At 40.6% G+C, this 19,549-nt stretch carries 18 protein-coding genes; 6 read left to right on the forward strand and 12 right to left on the reverse strand.

What is annotated here, in order from left to right:
* Nucleotides 1-56 precede the first annotated feature (56 nt).
* From PARA125_RS06725 to PARA125_RS06745, 5 genes are all read right to left on the reverse strand, one after another.
* Nucleotides 57-1,097: a phospholipase D-like domain-containing protein gene (locus PARA125_RS06725; protein WP_213158034.1), complete on the reverse strand. Its 1,041-nt coding sequence runs from the start codon at nucleotides 1,095-1,097 to the stop codon at nucleotides 57-59.
* Nucleotides 1,094-3,277: an SF1B family DNA helicase RecD2 gene (gene recD2 / locus PARA125_RS06730; RefSeq protein WP_213158035.1), complete on the reverse strand. Its 2,184-nt coding sequence runs from the start codon at nucleotides 3,275-3,277 to the stop codon at nucleotides 1,094-1,096. The genes PARA125_RS06725 and recD2 overlap by 4 nt, the downstream gene beginning before the upstream one ends.
* Nucleotides 3,278-3,444: 167 nt before the next feature.
* Entirely contained in the window at nucleotides 3,445-4,281 is an 837-nt protein-coding gene (locus tag PARA125_RS06735; RefSeq protein ID WP_213158037.1) for a hypothetical protein, read from the reverse strand.
* 305 nt (nucleotides 4,282-4,586) lie between these two features.
* A complete protein-coding gene (locus tag PARA125_RS06740) occupies nucleotides 4,587-5,531 on the reverse strand; it encodes a HEAT repeat domain-containing protein (protein WP_213158039.1) in 945 nt (314 codons plus the stop codon).
* Nucleotides 5,532-6,298: 767 nt separating this feature from the next.
* The gene (locus PARA125_RS06745; protein WP_213158041.1) at nucleotides 6,299-7,513 is read right to left on the reverse strand and encodes a multidrug effflux MFS transporter; all 1,215 of its coding nucleotides are present in this window, start codon (nucleotides 7,511-7,513) and stop codon (nucleotides 6,299-6,301) included.
* A 102-nt stretch (nucleotides 7,514-7,615) separates the two neighbouring features.
* Here PARA125_RS06745 and PARA125_RS06750 point away from each other — a divergent pair, with 102 nt between their 5' ends.
* Nucleotides 7,616-8,521, forward strand: coding sequence for a LysR family transcriptional regulator (locus PARA125_RS06750; RefSeq protein WP_213158042.1), 906 nt, complete (start codon nucleotides 7,616-7,618; stop codon nucleotides 8,519-8,521).
* Between the two features lie 42 nt (nucleotides 8,522-8,563).
* On the opposite strand, the gene PARA125_RS06755 is transcribed toward PARA125_RS06750, so the two are convergent.
* The 5 genes from PARA125_RS06755 to tsaD form a co-directional block, all read right to left on the reverse strand.
* Nucleotides 8,564-9,625, reverse strand: a complete 1,062-nt coding sequence (locus tag PARA125_RS06755; RefSeq protein WP_213158043.1) for a thioredoxin domain-containing protein — start codon at nucleotides 9,623-9,625, stop codon at nucleotides 8,564-8,566.
* Between the two features lie 122 nt (nucleotides 9,626-9,747).
* Nucleotides 9,748-10,455, reverse strand: coding sequence for an ABC transporter ATP-binding protein (locus PARA125_RS06760; protein ID WP_213158044.1), 708 nt, complete (start codon nucleotides 10,453-10,455; stop codon nucleotides 9,748-9,750).
* Between the two features lie 12 nt (nucleotides 10,456-10,467).
* Nucleotides 10,468-12,624: an ABC transporter permease gene (locus PARA125_RS06765; protein WP_213158045.1), complete on the reverse strand. Its 2,157-nt coding sequence runs from the start codon at nucleotides 12,622-12,624 to the stop codon at nucleotides 10,468-10,470.
* A gap of 84 nt (nucleotides 12,625-12,708) precedes the next feature.
* On the reverse strand, nucleotides 12,709-12,864 hold the full coding sequence (gene rpmG / locus PARA125_RS06770) for a 50S ribosomal protein L33 (RefSeq protein ID WP_213158046.1): 156 nt from the start codon (nucleotides 12,862-12,864) through the stop codon (nucleotides 12,709-12,711).
* A 337-nt stretch (nucleotides 12,865-13,201) separates the two neighbouring features.
* Nucleotides 13,202-14,230: a tRNA (adenosine(37)-N6)-threonylcarbamoyltransferase complex transferase subunit TsaD gene (gene tsaD, locus PARA125_RS06775; RefSeq protein WP_213158048.1), complete on the reverse strand. Its 1,029-nt coding sequence runs from the start codon at nucleotides 14,228-14,230 to the stop codon at nucleotides 13,202-13,204.
* Here tsaD and PARA125_RS06780 point away from each other — a divergent pair.
* The 4 genes from PARA125_RS06780 to truA are packed head-to-tail and all read left to right on the forward strand — an operon-like array spanning nucleotide 14,211 to nucleotide 16,774.
* Entirely contained in the window at nucleotides 14,211-14,801 is a 591-nt protein-coding gene (locus PARA125_RS06780; protein WP_249274244.1) for a hypothetical protein, read from the forward strand. The genes tsaD and PARA125_RS06780 overlap by 20 nt on opposite strands.
* An 11-nt stretch (nucleotides 14,802-14,812) precedes the next feature.
* Nucleotides 14,813-15,415, forward strand: a complete 603-nt coding sequence (locus PARA125_RS06785) for a MarC family protein (RefSeq protein WP_213158050.1) — start codon at nucleotides 14,813-14,815, stop codon at nucleotides 15,413-15,415.
* 7 nt (nucleotides 15,416-15,422) lie between these two features.
* Complete coding sequence (locus PARA125_RS06790) at nucleotides 15,423-16,028, forward strand: MarC family protein (protein WP_213158052.1); 606 nt, start codon at nucleotides 15,423-15,425, stop codon at nucleotides 16,026-16,028.
* The gene (gene truA / locus PARA125_RS06795) at nucleotides 16,025-16,774 is read left to right on the forward strand and encodes a tRNA pseudouridine(38-40) synthase TruA (RefSeq protein ID WP_213158053.1); all 750 of its coding nucleotides are present in this window, start codon (nucleotides 16,025-16,027) and stop codon (nucleotides 16,772-16,774) included. Before PARA125_RS06790 ends, truA begins: the two co-directional genes overlap by 4 nt.
* Here the strand turns inward: truA and PARA125_RS06800 are convergent.
* Together PARA125_RS06800 and PARA125_RS06805 are read right to left on the reverse strand one after the other, a co-directional pair.
* Nucleotides 16,757-17,992 carry a DUF368 domain-containing protein gene (locus PARA125_RS06800; protein WP_213158054.1) on the reverse strand — a complete coding sequence of 412 codons (1,236 nt, stop codon included), beginning with the start codon at nucleotides 17,990-17,992 and terminating at the stop codon, nucleotides 16,757-16,759. The two genes, truA and PARA125_RS06800, sit on opposite strands and share 18 nt — an antisense overlap.
* Nucleotides 17,992-18,444 (reverse strand): helix-turn-helix domain-containing protein, encoded by a 453-nt coding sequence (locus PARA125_RS06805; protein WP_249274245.1) that lies wholly within the window; start codon nucleotides 18,442-18,444, stop codon nucleotides 17,992-17,994. The genes PARA125_RS06800 and PARA125_RS06805 overlap by 1 nt, the downstream gene beginning before the upstream one ends.
* 183 nt (nucleotides 18,445-18,627) lie before the next feature.
* Here PARA125_RS06805 and rnhC point away from each other — a divergent pair, with 183 nt between their 5' ends.
* On the forward strand, nucleotides 18,628-19,542 hold the full coding sequence (gene rnhC / locus PARA125_RS06810) for a ribonuclease HIII (protein ID WP_213158055.1): 915 nt from the start codon (nucleotides 18,628-18,630) through the stop codon (nucleotides 19,540-19,542).
* Nucleotides 19,543-19,549: the final 7 nt, after the last annotated feature.

A 19,549-nucleotide genomic window follows, 5' to 3' on the forward strand; every position in this document is an offset into this window, starting at 1 on the left:
ATACAACACAAAAAGATCCATACTCTCATCTCTTTGATAATGAGTGAAATATAACGCTATATTTCTTCTGATTCAAGGACAATTATGTCCCACAATGCTTCAATTTTAGCTCGCTGCTCTGCAATTAAATCGTAAATGATCATAAAACAATCGTCATTTTCCGCAAAAGCCCCTTTAGTCCAATTTGTAGAGCCGTTTACTAAAATTTTGCGGTCAATGTACGCAAATTTATGATGCAACATAGGCCCAGGCAGGCTCAAAGAGGCAGGTATCCCCTCTTGCTTAAACAGCTTGACGATAGAAGCTCCAGCTCCCTTGCCTGCTTTAGCATCAATGACAACCTCCACGCGTACCCCTCTTTTAAAAGCATCTACAACAGCTAAGGCAAGCTCGCGGTGCGTCCACGTATACATCGCGATGCGAATTTCTTTTTTGGCTTGATGAATTAAATGGATGAGCTGCTTATCCGCTTGAGGATTATCTGGTAAAAACCAAAATTCCACCTGCTGGCTACCCACGGCAAATGCTTGCTTAGGGACAGGCTTTCTTTGGGCATCTATAGAAAATTCGTTGACTTTTTGAAGAATATGCTTAGCAAATTCAGGATGCACCATGCCAACCACCAGATTTCCATACATCCTAAGGGAATCTGTCGTCATATTTGAAGAACCAATCCAAATTTGCTCCTCATCTATCATCAGAATCTTCTGGTGCATTAATCTTCTACTTTCGATTTTAATGATCTCAACATGGGGGCCTAATTGATACAGGACAGAGTTTTTAACCCCTACATCGCAAAAAATTTGCACCCGAGCCCCTTCAGCTGCTTTTTTGCTCAAAGCTTGTAATATTTTTTGATCTTGTAATGAGTAGATAATTAAGATGACCGATTTTTTTGCTTGTGAGATGGCTTTGCAAAAAGTGAGCTGTAAATCATCTCGAATTTGGTTCGCATAAATTTTGATGTTTTGTCCGTGTTGGGGTAAATCCACCCAAACAAGCTTTTGCTCGATTTGAAAAAAGCCATAAGTGGATAAACCAAAGAGAATAGCCCACAAGCACTTCTTTAAGGTGTTCCCATTAAAATAAGTGTTCATATCGAGGAAACTGAGGTATTTAATTCTACTAAAGCTTGCCTAAGCCCTGTATATCGCTTTTTGATTTCATCGTTCTTCACTGCGATCGCTAAAGCCTTTTTCGTCCCTACTAACACCACGAGTTTCTTTCCCCTCGTCACAGCCGTATAGAGAAGATTTCGATACAAAAGCTTAAAATGGCTAGTGTGCACGGGAATCACCACGCAAGGACATTCACTGCCCTGATATTTATGGACAGAGACTGCATAAGCCAAAACGATTTCATCCAGCTCAGAAAATTCATAACAAATTTCCCGCTCTTCCATTTTTACCACCATCTGCTGCTCCACATGATCAATGTCCACAATACGTCCGATATCTCCATTAAAAACTTCCTTGTGGTAATTATTGCGGATTTGCATCACCTTATCATTGACCATCCATTTTTTCCCCTGCCGAATCAAAGGAGTTTGGTGAGGATTCAAAGTCTCTTGTAAAATCGCATTTAAGTGATCGATGCCGATATTTCCTTTCTTCATCGGGGCTAAAACCTGAATATCATCGGAAGGATGAAAATCATATTTTTTAGGCAAACGCTGCGACACCAAGGCTACAATCTGTTTTAAAACATCTTCGGACTCTTGTGCTTCTACAAAAAAGAAATCGCTTTGGCTGAGGTTTCGGATATCTGGAAACATTCCTCTGTTAATCCTATGGGCATTAGTGATGATAAAAGATCCGGCGGCCTGTCGAAAAATTTCATTTAGCGTGGTCACGGTCACCACTTGGGAGGCAATTAAATCTTGTAAAACGTTTCCAGGCCCCACACTTGGCAGCTGATGAATATCCCCCACAAAAATCACACGAGCATTATCGGGAATAGCTTTAAGCAAGCTATACATTAAAAAAGTATCGATCATACTCGATTCATCGATGATCAACAAATCACATACTAAAGGAGAGGAGCGATTGCGTTTAAACCCTTTTTCTTTAAAATCATACTCTAGCAAACTATGGATGGTTGAGGCTTTCTTGCCCGTAATTTCGCTCATCCGTTTGGCAGCTCTTCCCGTAGGCGCTGCCAGAAGAATCTTTGAGGTCAATTTTTCGGTTATCCCCAAAATAGCTTTTGTAATCGTACTTTTTCCCGTTCCCGGCCCACCGGTAATGATATGAACCTTTTGAAATAAGGCTTGGGCAACTGCTTCTTTTTGATTGGCAGCTAGCTCTATGCACTGCTCAGCTTGAATCCATTGCACAGCTTTAGCCACATCAACCTCTCGCAAAAGAACTGGAGAAGAAAGAAGTCGATGGATTTCACGAGCAATCCCTACTTCAGCGACAAATAAAGGTTTAAGCCAAATAAATTGCAGGGGCTCGCCAGCATGGATCAATTTAAATTGTTCCACACGCCCTTGCTCTTTTAAAAAGGAAATTCTTTCCTGGATTTTCTCTTTCTGAATTTCTAAAACTTTATTAGCCTCTTCAACAAAAAGATCCACGGGATAACACACATGCCCTTCATTGGCTAGCTCTGAAAGCACAAACTCTATTCCAGCATCTGTTCGGATACTTGATTTGGAATCTATTCCTAATTTTTGCGCGATTAAGTCTGCTGTTTTAAATCCGATCCCAAAAATATCCCTGGCAAGATGGAAAGGATTCTCCTTAACTTTTGCAATGCTATGCGCCCCATATGCTTTGAAAATTTTCTGGGCATAAGCTGGGGTTACGCCGTGGGCTTGTAAAAAAATCATCACATCGCGAATCGACTTTTGCTCAGCCCAGCATGTCTTAATCATCTCAATACGCTTGTGACCCAAACCTGGTAACTCTGCAAGCCTATCGGGAAAACGGTCGATAATTTCCAGCGTTTCTATTCCAAATCTCTCTACAATGCGTGCCGCATACTTCGGCCCAATCCCTTTGATTAGCCCTGACCCCAAATACTTTTTAATCCCAAGAATATCTGCGGGAGCCTCAACTTGATAGCGCGTAAGTTCGAATTGATTGCCATGAATTAAATGTCTTTTCCACTGCCCCCAACAGCGAACCGTCTCACCCGGTTGTAAAGCAGGCATAATTCCAACGACGCAAACTAAATCTGTTCGCTTTGCTTCCTTAAGCTGAGCAACGGTATAACCTGTCTCCGGATTTTGAAAAGTAATCCGTTCAATGTACCCTGTTAAAATTTGCTGCATGCAAGAACTCAAATAAAAAAAATTGAAAAAAAGTGCCTAAGAAGACAAACGAAATTTTATCAATAAAAAAGAAAAGAAACAAAGAGAAATGACGGAGGAAATCTTTTTAAAATTTTGGAATAAACCGAGAAAGTTTATTTTCTCGGTTTATCCATAGGGAGTCTAGGCTAAAAAGAAAGCTGAGGCCTTTGAGAACGTTGACGCTTCAGCCGAGGGGCTTTGACCGCTATTTTTAATTTAGGTGATAAACCTATTTTAAAAGCTTTTTGGTTGGTCGAATGAGCTTTGCTTGCTTTTATTCCCGTTCTCGATAAGGATTTTCCTAAAACTTTAGGCTGAACAGGCACTCTTACTTTGTTTTTGGGAGAGCGGACTGTTTTTTTGGTTTTAAGGCTCGGAGCATTTTTTGTTTTTGTCAAGGGAGCGTTGAGAACTAGTTGAGCGCCAACTCCCTTTTTTCTTGAAGGGCGTGTCTTTTTTAATTTGGCGCTTGTCTTAGAAGCTGCTTTTGCGGCATTAACTGTTTTTTTTGCTTTGAGATTTGCTTTTGAAGGTTTTGAGGGGGATGAAGCTTTTTGTCTAGCTGCAGAAGACTTTAAGGGTTTTTGAGTGTGTTGCATATACTCGTGCAAATCTTTTTGTATTTTGGCATTTAATGCTTGGTGAAACTCTCTTTCAAGCTCCTTTTTTTCATTTGAACCTTTAACGTGGCTTGCTATTTTTTGAAATAGCTTGTGGGCTTTTTTTGCAGAAAGAAGGTCATTCACTTGGTTTTTATGAATTCTAATATAGCGAATATAAGCCTTAGCCACCTGCTTTGCATGAGAAAGAGGTGCATTTCTTTTTGATAGCGGAATATGGGTAGCTACTTGATTTAAGAAAGCTTGGGGGAGCTTTCCCGTTTTTCTTTCACTTTTTACGCCCCCCATTTTTTGTTGAGAACCTAACAGCCCCTGCAATTCTTTGAAATTTTGTTTAAAATTTGCTTTTTGAATACCGACCATAGCGTCTCCTCCTTGATGGATTAATGATAGCCGGTGGATAGCAAAAAAAATGCCAATAATCCCAAAACTCGTTAAATATTTTTTATTTTTCTTAAAATAAGCAAGTTATGTTTTAAAGTTTTTTTTCTTTAGCATTGTTTGAAAGGGGAATTTTTTTCTTTTTTTACACTTTTTTCCAGGGAACTTTTTTACCTCCCCTTTTCAAGTGGGACTTAACACTCCAAAGCCTACAAACAAAACCAGCCTAATTTCAGGATGGGAGGGAAAATAGAAAGGCGGGATTTTAATAAAGAGACCCGTCCTTTTTAGTAGGAGGTGCGATCGGTAGAGCCAATTTGGCTGAGACTATCTAATTTTTCCCGCCATACGCTAAACTCCGTAGGTAGCTTTTTTTTGATTTCTTCGTAGCTAAGCTCTATTGTAGGTTCAGATAAATAAGATTTTATTTTATCGGAAATTTGGAATTGCTGCCCTTTAATTGAAAAGCTATCCTCGAAAAAGAAACAAATGTTAGCGTTTAAAGAAAACGCCTCATTGCTTATTTTAGCAAAGTGTTTTTTCTTAATAGTTTTTAGAGTCCTTATTACTAAAGATTTTTTCAAAGAACTGGGCTCCTGCAGGACTTGAACGAGAGCATTTAAAGCTTCTTTAGCGGATTTCCCCCCTTGTTCTATCACTGCTTTTAAAGCATAGATAACACTCTCTGATTCTTTCTTTTTATGGAGGTGGATAAGAGCATCTACCGCTTCTTTAGGGAGGCTATCTCCTCGCTCTGCTATCATTCCTAGGATATAGGCAGCAGAAATTGCGCCATGAGAATTATCCTCTTTGAGAATGTAGGTGAGTGTGTCGAATGCTTCTTTAGGAAACTTACTTCCTTGCCTTACTATTGCTCTTAGAACATAGCCGGCAGCATGCTGAGCAGCAACAAAATCGTCTTCTTTGAGCATACGAACGAAAATAACTGACATTTCCTCAGGAAACTTGCCTCCTTGCTTTGCCACTTCTTGTAAAGCAAAGGAAGCCGCAACTTTGGCACCAAAATTACCCACTTCAAGAACTTGAGCAAGAGCATACAGCGCTTCTTTCGGAAGCTCGCCTCTTTGTTTTGCGATTGCCTCTAGGGCGCCAGCAGCATAGTCTTGAATCCGCCCCTCACCTTCTTTAAGGACGCGGCCTATGTCTGTAGCACTCCCTTCAACTTTAGCTTGATACCTACTTTTAGCAAAATCGTAGATTGCGATTCCCACATTTCCTATCACAGGGATTAACAGCACAATACAGCGAGAAAAGCTTTTTTGCTTTAAGCGAGTACATTAATGGTTTTTTGAAATATTTGCTTTTTGCTTCGGTGAAAGCCCCACGCATTTTTGGAATAGATCAATCAAGTTAGTTAGGGTACTTATTAATGGAATGTAGTCAGATATTTGATCTGCTTGTACTAAAAAACTAACCGTATTGGTGTCCATTATGATTGCCTTATTTTAATTATTAGATAAACATTTTACAAAGAGACAAGTTAAATACCAATGGCAATTGGAAAAATGGAAAACAAAATCCTGAATGTCTTAGCTAAAAACTATACTTTGGCATAAATCTTCAAATGTCACTACCAGACGTAAACAAGAGCTTTGTCAGTTATTAGAAAGAAAACTTATGGCTCTTCCATCAGTTAGGAAAATAGAGGCGGGCCATAGGGATCAAGGCGGCCTCTAAAAAAATCGCTTTTTACTTATAGGGTTGAGCTTGAATTTGTTAAAAGGCCACCTGGAAGGTTTCGCATTTATCATGAAAAGAGGGACGCTGAATGGATTCTTATTCAATTAAAATGAAACGCTTCTTAAGGAGGGCATAGGCAGCCGAACGAACATTTGCCTGGCTTGAAAAAGGTCGCAGAATGAGTAAGGATGGGGAATACCTACCTGGCCTCAACGAGCCAAGCAGCGGCTTTTATTTGGAATGTTAAGATAATGCCCAAGCGCTTAGGTAGAAGAGGATAGAATTTTAAAATATCCTTCTATTCATTTTGCAGGCAAGGTAAGTTCACCATGGCAAAACCTCCCAGCAAAAAAAGACTTAGGGCTATAAAGTATAAAGGTAAAGGAAGAACAGTGCCCGTATGAATCATCCCCATAATGGCTGTTAAGCAGGCAATCACAATGTAATAAAATAAACCAAAAAGGGAACCGGCTATCCCTCGTGCCTCTTGGTAATCTACCAAGGCTAAGCTTAAACTGTTGGAAATGATTAATCCTATTCCAAAAAATAAGAGGATTAAAGGCATAAGTAAAGCGGCTAAAGCTATGCCACCCCACTTCAGGGCAATCCAACCACTCACTGCATTAAAAGTTAGAATGCTAGAGCCTGCTAAAACAATCCCGCATCCTAAAAGAATAATCTGTTCTCCTTGTAACTGTTTATTCAAACGATGTGAGATAAAAGAGGCGAAAAAAAAGGGAGCTGCGACCGCTATTCCCAATAAACCATATTGCCCCGCCGTGAGCTTAAGCAAATCGATAAACAGAAAAGGAGCTTCGGCATAATAGCTGAATAAAATCCCATTGCTTCCCCCGATTAAAAAAGTATATCCCCAAATTTTGTAATCCCCCACCATTTTTTTAGCCGTTCGGACAACCATTTCCACTCCTTGCCCTGAGCCGTTTGTGGGTCGGGTTTCTGGGAGTGATTTCCAGCAATAAATCAAAATACAAACGCCCATGATAAGAAGTGCGTAAAAATTGGCATTCCACCCAAATAGCTGATCCATGTACCCTCCCACCAATGGGCCGATAGCAGGAGATACAGCTAAAGGGGCTGCAAGAGCGGAAAACAATTGATTTCGCGCTTTTCCTTCATACGTATCTCGAATCATTGTTTGAGTGACTACAGATCCGACACTTGAGCCCACGGCCTGAATCCACCGAAAGATAAGCAAATGGTAGACTGAAGGGGCTAAACTGCAAAGCCCTGTGCCAAGTAAGTACACCATCAATCCTGCTAAAATCGCAGGGCGGCGTCCCACAAGGTCGGCCAGTATCCCCCAAAAGAAAACTCCCATAGCAAACCCTATAAAGAAAACGCTTAAGGTTAACTCCACTAAACTGTCTGTAGTTTGCAGGGAATGCGCAATGTCGGGCAAGGAAGGGGTATAAATGGTTTCGCTAATTTGGGGAAATCCTAAAAGTACCGTGAGCAACAAAAATGAGGGAACTTTTCTTGTAAGCTTTACCATCTCTTTCTCCTGGTGAACTTCCAGTATATTTTATTTACTTAAATTAAACAATTTCCCGAAAAGTAAATTTTTGTTAACTTATTGTTAACAATAAGGAAAAAGATGAGTAAATTTGACCAAATTTTATATTTTATGACGATTGTGGAAACGAATAGCTTTGCCAAAGCTGCTAGAAAATTAGGGGTGTCGACGGCAGCTGTCAGCAAGCAACTGCATCTTTTGGAAAAACATTTAGGGGTTGAGCTGCTCCATCGTACGACTCGCCGTCTGGAGCTTTCAGAATCAGGGAAGCTTTATTTTCAGCATTGTAAAAAAATTATGCACGAAATAGAGGAAGCCGATAAACTAATTTCTACGATTCACGCAGAACCAAGAGGGCATTTATCAGTGATAAGTGGAAGGCACTTTGCGCAACGCTATATTTTGCCTTTCCTCCAAGAATTTATTCGGGCTTTTCCCCATATTTGCCTGAATTTAGAATTAGCCGAGAGAATTCCGGACCTTTATGAAGAAAAAATCGACCTCGTGATCGGGTATTCTATTCCAGGCCCCGAAAGTGTTGTGCAACGCAAAATCGCCACCACTTCCTATGTCTTATGCGCTTCGCCCCAATATTTACAAGCTCATAAAATTCCCCAAAAGCCCTCCGATTTAACCGAGCATGTTTTTATTACGCATAGCATGCGTCAACCTAATGATCGTTTATCGTTTGCCGATGGAAGTGAAATTCATCTTAAGCCTATGTTAAAACTGAATGACTCCTATGCGCTCGCTCAATGTGCACTTGCCGGATTAGGAATTATTAAAGTACACCATTATATCGTAGCTGATGAGCTTGAAAAGGGATTACTTGTCGAGGTGTTAGCAAACTACAAAGAGTCCGAAACCCCCCTTTATCTTTATTACCAAGAAAGCCGCCATGTGCAACCAAAAATTCGGCATTTCATCGATTTTGTTTTAAACCATCTATCTAAAGCGCGGAAAATAGGCTCCATTCCTATGATTTAGAGCGGTGCATACATGCGTGTAGCACATGTATGCACTCATTTTCTAGTTGGACAGAAGATTAATTGCCTTTAAGACGTTCTCCTGTGTAATCTCTTCGCCTGTTAATTCTTTCTCTTTTTTAGCATCCGAATTGACGACAACAAGCATAGGTGTTTTATTGACATTAAACTGCTTTCCTAACTTTTTGAAATACTTATGGCCGACATCGATATCGGCATAATTCAATTCGACAAATTTTTGCCCCAATTTGCGCATCTCGGTTTCGATTTGCTCTTGCGAAGGCGTGACGGTTTTTTGAGAAATATCCTCCAACATTTTACGCAATTTAAAATAGGCAGGCTTGTTATGCACCATAAACGACATGTTGTAAGGAGTAAAATTCATGCTTGTATGATGCACGGCGAGATCGACAAAATAAATTTTGGCTTTTTCACCTGCTACCTTGTAGATTCCTTCTAAACGAGGTTCAATATATCGGCAAGCAGGACACTCCCAATCGGTAAAAATATAAACTTCAATTTGACTATCTTGATTTCCAAACGCTAAATTATCCTTTAAAGATTTCTCTGCTGCTTGCAAAGGATTGAATTTTGAGGTTCCCAAAAAAGCAAGCATAAATCCCAAGCAAAAAATTGCGCAGCTAAAAGCTCCTTTCCAGATGTTTTTCATGATCTCTCCTCTATCTTCTAATTTAAGTGCTTCTCGAAAGTGGATCCCATATTCAACCAAAATGGGCAAGGCAGCTATGCCGATAGAAGCTGCGATTCCCAAGCACACTGGGCACCATACTCCTATTTGATACTTTTGTATCAGAATAAAAAATAGTTCAGCTCCTAGCCCACCCGCGAGGAGAAGAGCTGTTATAAAGCTCCATCTAGGGCTGCGCAAAGATAATAAATGCACTGCTGCTGTCCCTGCAAAAAAAATTCCCCCTAGAACCTCAAAAGGAAACCCAAATAAAAGGTATTGATGTCCTTCCGAGCACTCAGCAGTGCACAGCTGTAACCAAGACACAACGGTTAAAATCATTCCTGAGACAAGCGCAAGGGAGACAATCAAAAAGTTTAGACTAAAAGCGCGAGTAGTTAAAGAAGACTCCGACATCTTACCTCCCTAAAGCTAAATCCAATATAATCAGTTTAACTAATTGAACGATAATTAGGTTGACCAGATAAATTAACCCTTTTTGCATCTTGGGTTAGATGTTTTTTTAAGTCAAGGGATGTTTACAAAGACATGGAAGGGATGGACACAAGATAGCCATTTTGCAACATATATTGCTTGTCGCACAAGTTCGCTAAAGAATGGTCATGGGTCACGACAATCAATGCCTTACCTCTTTCTTTTGCAAACTCCAATAATAAATCATGAATCACAACAGAAGTTTGCTTATCTAAATTGCCTGAAGGCTCATCTGCTAAGATAATGTCTGGATTGTTGCATAAAGCGCGAGCGATTGCCACACGTTGCTTTTCCCCTCCAGATAGGCGTTTAGTGTCGAAGTGGAGCCGATGAGAGAGCCCGACATATTCTAAAAGGTCGCACGCGTGCTGATAAGCAACACTCCCTTTTTTAACCGATTGACGCCCAATCCTCGCAGGCATTAAGACATTATCGAGCACGGAATAATCTTCTAAAAGATGAAAAGATTGAAAGATGAAAGCCAGATGTCGATTTCGCATAAAAGTCTGGTTGGCAGAAGTCACTTTCTGGCCTAAAATCTCTATCTCTCCGGAGCAAGGCTGTTCCAAAGTTCCCAAAATTTGAAGCAAAGTACTTTTGCCTTCTCCAGACCGCCCCATAATTGCGACAGACTCCCCTTGCATCACCTGAAAATCAACCCCGCGCAAAATCGGCACTTTAACAGGGATATAAAACGATTTAACTAACTTTGTCGCGCGTAATACGACACTCGATAAAAGAGGTTGATTCATATTTCCTTCTTTTTATTCTGATCGTAAGATAGCAGATGGGCGAAGCATCGAAGCTTTTACTGCGGGCACAATTCCTGCCAACAAAGAGATCACAAGCGTTGTCACAAAGACAAAAAACAACGCTTCGACACTCATTTCGTTGGGAAGCGCATGTCCAAAAAATACGGGATTAAATGCTTGATAACCCTGAACTTGGCTAATGAGATCTACCAATACTTGTAAATTGCTGAGGGTTATCCAAGCCACTAACACCCCCATTAAACTGCCTGCAAATCCCATTACCACTCCACAAAACCCAAAAATCATCGCAATACTTAAAGAGGAGGCTCCCATCGATCGCAAAATTCCAATTTCCATTTTTTTGTCATTGACTAGGATAATTAACATCGAAATGATATTGGAACAAGCTACAATAATAATGACTGTCGCAATCAAAGTCCACAAGGTGCGTTCAGTCCCCAGTTGCTGAATTAAATCTCGCGTGAATTCATACTCTCGGAAGGTTTCGATTTTCCAATAGGGAGAAATGCCTGCCTGAGAAAACGCCTTTTCAAGCGCTTCTTTCACCTTAGGAGCTTCTTGCAATTGATCAAAATTCACATTAATGCCATTACTGGATAACATTTCATGTGGATTTTGGGAAGTTCGAATCAAACTTGTCATTTCTTGATTCACTAAAACGAACTTGCCCCCAATTGGAATAATCCCGGGATCATAAAAACCCGCCACAAATACGGGAGCTCGTTGTTCTTGTAAAGCGCTTACAGTGGGTGAAAAATAAGCCAGGTACCCGGCATCCCCAATTAACACCCCCGCTTCTTTAAAGCTTTTGGGCAGCAAAATTCCTTGTCCTCTTTCTTGATCCATGGGAAGGACCAGCTTTTCCTTTTTGCCCGCATTTACTGTAAAAAGCCAACTAGGAAAATCTTGAGGGAGCTGCGCATAAGCAGTTGGGAAGTCTGCCTCGTCAATGGCCAAATTTTGGAAGGGAATTACTCCTTTCCAAAAAGCTCCTTGAAGATGAAATTCAATCTGAAAGCGCAAGTCAGATACTCTATGCGCCTTTTCAAGGGAAGTTGCCACAAGCTGAGCGGGAAAGGAAAAATTTTCTTCCAATAAAATGGGCACTTTGGAAGAAAGAAGCCTTTCAGATTGATCCTCGGGAAATTTTAAGAAGAAACGACTCCCTTCCTGCTGCATTTCTACTCGAAGTGTGGCGGGAACAATCTTTCCTGCGGCTGCCATACTTTGCCTATCCTTCTTAGGATTGGAAACAATCCAAACCGATTTAGGCTGATCCTGTTGCTTTTCTACCAGAACAGCAAACTCTCCCTTCGAAGGAAACAAAAACCTTGGAATCACCCAGCCACCTGTGCGAGTTTTGAGCTTTCGAATTTTAACAGATTCAAAAAAAGACCGAATCCGTTTTCGAACCGTTTTTGCGTCTACTTTTAAAATCTCCTCTGCGTGCTCTTCTCGAGCAGGATTTAAAACATAGTCGCTTGTTGTTAAAACGTTCGTTAAATCGTGAGAATCAACCGGCAGCAAAGCTTGCAATAAATTGAGTTGATCTGCATCAAAAGAGCCTAACCAGGTCGGCTGTGAGAGGGCAGACTGAAGCGGGTTTGATTTTTGATAAGCGGTAGAATAAGGCGGAGTAGCGGAAGGGGTTCGAATCATATGCAGCTGCAAATTACCGGCAGCCATTTCATAATCTTTGGCTCGTAAACCTGTAACCCCTCGCATCTCTTCTAGGATTGCGAAAGCTTTTTTAACAGGGTCGTTTAAGATCCCATCTTGAAGCCTATCTGCAGGCGGCCAAAGAACAGGAATTTCTTCATCTTCTTCGGGATTGTAAGGGTCGGAATCAGAGGCCACCCTTTTTTCCCCAATAGTTTTATGCGTATAGTCAGAGTTCGCGCTAATCCCATCTACTTGGTAATAGTAAGAGCGATAATAATTTTCTGTAGGAGTGATGCGAATAGGGGCTGTCAAAGCGACGAGCTTTTGCGTCCAAATTTTTTCTAACCCATGCGTGATGGATAAAAAAACCACAATCAGCCAAACGACAAGCGAAATAACCAGGATGGAGATTAAACTAATAATTGAGACCGATAGCTGCCGCCATCTTGGTAAAAGATATTTTAAAGCAACAGAAAGTTCAAACATAAAGCCGGACTCAATAATAGTAAAAAAACAGAAAAAAGGATTTGCAGGAGTTTTAAGCGCACTCCTGCCCTTTTCTGAGAAAACTTATTTAGTCTCTTTAAATTCGACGTGTTCTCTTACGATTGGATCATACTTTTTCAAACTTAAACGATCTGGAGTTTTCGTTTTATTTTTGACGGTATAATAAAAGTAGTGGCTTTTTGAACTTTTAAGTTTAATTTTTTCTCGTTTAGAGGCCATGAAATAGACTCCGCTATATTAGTTTACAAAGTTGGAAAAGCTAATCTTAACGAATCAGCCCAATAAAATTCAAGGTTTAACATCAAAGATAAACGCAGGGGGAAAAGAAAAACCCTTATTTCCTAAACAGCAAGAAAAAGCAGCGATTAATTTGTTTAAATTTACCCCTTAAAATATTTAATTTTAATAATAGTTCAATCATACCCCTCCTAACACTCTACTCAGCGCTATCTTATCGAGTTTCTGAAAGCTATCCCTTCAAATTGAGCGGAAGAATTTAAGCCTACTTGAAATTTGCATCAGCTGCCAGCCTCAATAAATAGAGCCCCTAAACATTTCACCGGGAATAAAAAGGGGTGCGGGTTTTAGCTTCCAAATCCAGGGTATCGCCCGCTCCTTTCTGTAAATAAACATGGTAACCAAGACCTGCAATCATCGCCGCATTGTCTAAGCTTAGCTCGTTTTTTGGCCATACCAAATGAAATTCAGGGGCGGTTTGTTGAAATAAGGCTCTTAAATATTGATTGTGCGTGACCCCTCCTCCTAGCACTAGGGTGTGACAATTTTCTTGTTTAGCAGCCAAAAGGGCTTTTTCCACCACATCCCTAAAGGCCGTTTCTTGAAAAGACGCACATAAATCGTTTTTTTGTTGAGCGGACAAAACTCGCTGTTCCTCCCTTTCATTTTGTCCTTTAACAGCATATAAAGCTTGGGTCTTCAATCCACTAAACGAAAAATCTAGCGCTCGACCTTTGACTCGACCTGGTTTAAAGGGATAAGCGGATGGATTACCCATTTTAGCCAGCTTTTCAATATGAGGACCGCCCGGATAAGGTAACCCTAGTATTTTAGCAGTTTTATCAAAAGATTCACCGATCGCATCATCTATAGTTTGCCCAAGCAACGTATAATTTCCAATCCCATTCATCTTGATTAAACACGTATGCCCACCAGAAAGCACAACTCCTAAGCAAGGAAATACAGGAAATGCAGGCTGCGACATTAAGGCCGCATAGAGATGGGCTTCTACATGGTTAACACCCACAAAAGGTTTTCTTAGGGCTATTGATAAGGTTTTTGCCGCATTTAATCCAATAAGCAAAGCTCCAATCAATCCCGGAGTATGCGCGACAGCAATTAAGTCAATTTCCTCTAAAGCCACTTTAGCCTCTTGAAGAGCTTTATCAAGTGTTGGGAGTAAAAGATCTACATGTCGCCGGCAAGCTAGTTCCGGGACAACCCCTCCATACTCATTATGTAAATCTATTTGCGATGAAACCACATTCGCTAATATTTCTGAGCCATTTCTCACAAGCGCGCAAGCGGTCTCATCGCAGGTCGTTTCAATGCCTAGTACTAATGTCATTATTATTTCCAAAAAAAAAATGCTAAGTTATACGGAAATTGGAGGTTACAAAACAATGGAAAATGTTTTTCGCTTTCGCCCTACTCAACACCCGATGCCTTTCGATCGATTCGAAAAAATGGGTTCAACTTTTTGGAATGGTTTTTTAATAACCACCCAAGCCGTTTACAATTCCACTGCGCTTTCGCTTATATTTGTGATTAGTGGGATTGCATTAACTGTTCTTTGCCCCCCTCTTGCTCCTCCATTTTTAACCATGGGAACGATGCTTTTTACAACAACCCTTGTGGTAAAAATTTTAGATAGGTATCATTTTGCTATCGTTGAAGAGTTTAAAGCTAAAGCATGCACTTTTCAAACTAAATATGCAAAACTTCACCTGATTTCCTGTGTATTTGCTATGGTCATCTCCCTCATTTCAACTGTTGCAGGCACACTTGCTGGAGGAATGATTGGAATTATAAGCGGGTTAGTTATGCAGGATGAACGCTTAAGACGTTTGAGAAAGATACATGCAGAAAACATAAAGAATTCAAAGCCCAAAGTTGAAGAAAAAATGGGGTTTGTTTAAAGGTTTCATCCATGTCAGGTCAGTCTATTTTTTCAATTGCACTCACCCTGTTTTTAGTGACCAATCCTATAGGAAATGCTCCCGCAATTATTGCCTTGATTAAAGATTTTGACTTTTCCCGTCAAAAAATAATCATGCTGCGGGAGGCAATCTTTTCTCTTATTCTAGCTCTTTTCTTTCAGTACGGTGGAGAAGTTTTTTTAAATACTTTATCCATTGAACGCTATACTGTTTCTCTGTGTGGGGGAACATTGCTATTTCTGATTTCCCTGAGTATGATCTTTCCCTACCTACATGAGGAAGCGATTAAAGTAACCAAGCATGAGCCTTTTTTTGTTCCGATTGCCACACCCATTCTATCAGGTCCTGGCTTGCTATCCATTATTATGCTACTCTCTTCACAAGTCTCTAGCAATTTCGAGATGTCCCTTGCCATTTTACTTGCTTGGGTCGGAGTATCTTTTGTTCTTCTAATTGCTCCTTATTTAAATAAAGTTTTAGGAAAACGGGGGCTAGTAGCTCTAGAACAGCTGATGGGGCTTGTACTTTCTATCCTTTCAACAGACATGCTTATCAAAGGTATTGAGCAATTCATTTTATCAATTCGAGGTTAAATTCTTCATGGAAGATCTTTCACTTTTTTCTATCACCTTAGTCCTATTTTTAATTATGGATCCTTTAGGCAATATCGCTCCATTTAGGGAAATGCTAAAAAAAATTGAACCCCAGAAGCAAAAACAGGTTATTCTCCGAGAAATGCTGATTGCTTTGTTTGCAATCCTAGTCTTCAATTTTTTGGGCGAAGTCATCTTTGAATATTTGCAAGTCACAGGAACAACTGTGCAGATCTCCTCTGGAATTATTCTATTCTTGGGAGCTTTAAAAATTTTATTCTCCTCCAGAGATAATCCCAGAAGCAACCTCCCTCAAGAAGAGCCTTTTATCATCCCTTTAGCAATCCCTTTGGTTGCCGGCCCGTCCCTTTTAGCAACAGTTATGCTCTACGCCGAAATGCAAACGAGCATTCCTCTGATGCTTGGAGGGATATTTATCGCTTGGGGGCTTGCCTCCACCATCCTTCTCTTCTCTAATCGGCTACATGCTTTGCTTGGAAATAGTGGATTGATAGCTTGTGAAAAGCTGATGGGAATGGTGCTAATTTTATTAGCGATTCAACGCTTTCTTGAAGGAGTTGAAAATTTTATTAAAACATTACCCCCTGCATGATAAATATTCGCTTAACAATCTCCTATGACGGGGGACGTTTCCTTGGCTGGCAAAAGACCTCAATAGGTCCTAGTATTGAAGAAAGCTTAGAAAATGCCCTCCGCCAAATTCTGCAAGAAACCATCGCCTTGCAAGCTGCAAGTCGCACGGATGCCGGAGTACATGCCCACGAGCAGGTGGTGAATTTTTTCACCGCCAAATCCCTTGATTTGAGGAGACTTTCGAAAAGCTTAAATGGTTTACTTCCTAAAGATATCGTGGTACTCGACGCACAGCTCGCCCCGCATAATTTTCATCCAACTTTAGATTGTCTATCGAAAGAATACCGTTATTCCATTTCAACAGGGCCTATTCAATCTCCAGATCGCAGATTCTATGCTTGGCATTGCCCTGGTTTTTTAGATAAAGAGCTTATGCAAAAAGCGGCCATGCACCTGGCTGGCGTTCATGATTTTTCGGCTTTTTGCAACTTTAAAAAAAACGAAGGATATACCCACTACGTGAGAGAGGTCTCGAGTATTCAAATCTGTGAGACTTCCTCTGATGATTTTTACTTTCAGGTCATTGGAAAATCTTTTTTATATAAAATGGTGCGAAATATTGTAGGCACCTTAATTTATGTAGGCAAAGGTAAGCTGCAGTGCGACGATCTTCCCCTTTTATTAAAAGGGGGAGATCGCACGAAAATAGGAATGACCGCTCCGGCTCATGGCTTAACCCTCTATCGCTTAAGCTATTCGAACTGACTGCTTAGATTTTAAATAAGAGACACCTAGTTCGATCCCCCCAACCAAGGCGAAGGTCGCACAAGCAGTTCCAAAACCGCTCCAAAATAAGGCAGAATCTAAAGCTGGCATAAAAGGTTCAGTTGGGCTTAGCTGGATCCCTTTTTCCAAATGCAAGGGCAAAAGAAAGTAGTGATAGTGCCAAAAAGGCCAAATTGTATGGCTCGCCCCCAACATAGCCCCTGATAAAAAGGCTATTGAGCTTTGATAATAATGGAGCAAAAGCCAACTCAATAGCCTGCAAAAGAGCATCCCCCCCAGCAAAATTCCTAAACCCAGGTTTAGAAGAATATAAAAAGCCTCTGAGTCAAAGCTAAATAACCTTAAGCTTTTGACAAAGTCTGCCACAGCAGCAATAGCGGTGGGGTAGACGCCTAAAACAGTCAAAATATAGCTACCCGAAATACCGGGAAGCAGCATGGCGCTAATCGCAAGCATCCCAGCAAATATTAGCCAAGGATCTATCCATGAGCGAGATGAAACCAGCTGTAAATCTTTCAACTGAAAGGACTGCTGTAATTCCCGATCAAGCACCCATGTTTTTTCATCGATCATTTTCTTCGAGGCCATCGCAGAAAGCGTGGCAGAGGGAACACACGTTAACACATGAGTAGAGGGAATATAATTTTGAACCGCTCTAGTATCTACTTGGATTTGGATAGACTCGGGCAAAAACACGTCAAAGAGTTTTTCACCCGCCTTTGGGAGAGGGAGGGGGCCTGTTAAAAAATAAGCCATAAGCAGCCCCAAAAAAAGCGTTAAAGCATCCTGCCATCTCCATGGAGCTATTTGTTTGAGACAAAAATAGGCCGAAGCAGCAATCAACCCGCAAAAGCCCGCATATAAAAAAGTGCGGTAACTTTCATGATTTAAAATACAATCAAAAATCTCAGCTAAAGAGGCTATGGCGAGACCCATTCCCCCCAATAAAGGCAACAAAAAAGGCCAAGCAACCGCTTGAAAAAATGCCTGGAATTCACCCCGAAGTAATAATTTAAAAGCTGAAAAGTTTAAACTTTTAATACTCTGAATAAGCTGCGCATAAAACCCCATTAAAAAAGCAACCGTACCGCCAGAAATGCCTGGAACGAGATCGCAAGCCCCCATGCAAAACCCTGACAGCAAAATCTTTAGCCCTTTTTTCCAGTTCATGCTCTTTGCAATAGGGTTAAAAGCCATTAAAGAACCTCAAGGACCTTCGCTAAATACCAAGCAGCGCCTAAAATGGCAATAAACGCGCCCACCCACATGGCATTGGGAAACCACTTAATACCAGCTCCAGGATTGCCTCGCATTTCCAAAGTTCCGATTCCATAAGAAAATTCTTGAGAAATCCCTTTGTTAAAAATATGAGGGAATTCCTTAACTAACTTTTCTCCATCTACTCCCAAAAATGAAGCATATTGCTTAACAAACCCTTGGGCATAAATAGGAGAAATGACTTTTTGTAATTCCCCTTCCTCGATAGCTTGTAAATAACTCATGCGAATGGAAGTTCCATTTTCGACTTCTTTAAGCGAAAGATTTAATTCTTTTCGTTTGTGTTTAAAAATTTCACCCAAATTTTTGGCTTCTTCTTTCATGTGATCTATCAGTAAAACTGATCTCCTCTCCTGGTTAAAATTCTGCATTCTTTCTATTCCTAATCATTTATACAGGAAAATGAATTAATCTTAAACCAAGTTGCTTTTGTTAGGGTGTAAAAAGGGAGGTTTTAACTTTTTGTGGCAATACAGAACCCTTTTCTCCATTTTTCACATGGAACCAAATTAAGGATTCTGTATACTGGCTGAAAACCTTATTCTCTTTGGTACATGCAAGATAAAACCCATCCCCATACGTTCGTTACGGCTATCGATCTTTCTTTAGCAAAGCAACTGCAAAGCGACCTTTTAGAGCAAGGCTTTGAGCTGTCAACACCGCCCTATACCCTTTTTTCTGCGAAAAAAAAGGGGGTTTCCTGCACCCTCTATCAATCAGGGAAATTGACCGTCCAAGGAAAAGATAAAGGCCCTTTTATCGAGTTCTATCTCGAACCTCACTTTTTAAAAACTTGCGCTTACACCTATCCTGAACAGGTCGTGACGCCCCATGAAAACCTCCTTGCCCGTATTGGAGTAGATGAATCCGGAAAAGGAGATTTTTTTGGCCCTTTATGCATAGCGGGTGTTTTTGCCCAAGGCCCAGACATCCCCCGCCTTAAGTCGCTTGGAGTCCGAGATTCCAAAATGATTGCAGATAAAGAGGTCTTAAAAATAAGCTCTAAAATCCGAGAATCCTTTCTCTATCATATCGTGCGCATCAACCCCCTAAAATACAATGAACTGTATGGAAAATTCCTTAATCTTAATCGCCTATTAGGGTGGGGACATGCCACTACCATTGAGAATCTAGTTGAAGTAACCCAGTGCAAAGAGGTGGTGATCGACCAATTCGCTGCTGAACATGTGGTAATCACAGCCTTAAATAGAAAAAAACTTTTAATCAATCTTACCCAAAGACATCGAGCCGAAGAAGATATCATTGTAGCCGCGGCCTCCATTTTGGCGCGCGCTGCTTTTTTAGAAGGGCTCGAAAAGTTACGCCAAGAGTTCAATCTTCCTTTCCCTAAAGGAGCTTCTTTTAAAACGATCGAAGTGGGAAAACAATTTGTTAAGCAATATGGAAAAGAGGCTTTAGAAAAAGTTTGTAAACTTCATTTTAAAACGCTTGACTCAATTTTAAATTAACCTCAAA

Source organism: Parachlamydia sp. AcF125 (genome assembly GCF_018342475.1).
Taxonomy (GTDB): domain Bacteria; phylum Chlamydiota; class Chlamydiia; order Chlamydiales; family Parachlamydiaceae; genus Parachlamydia.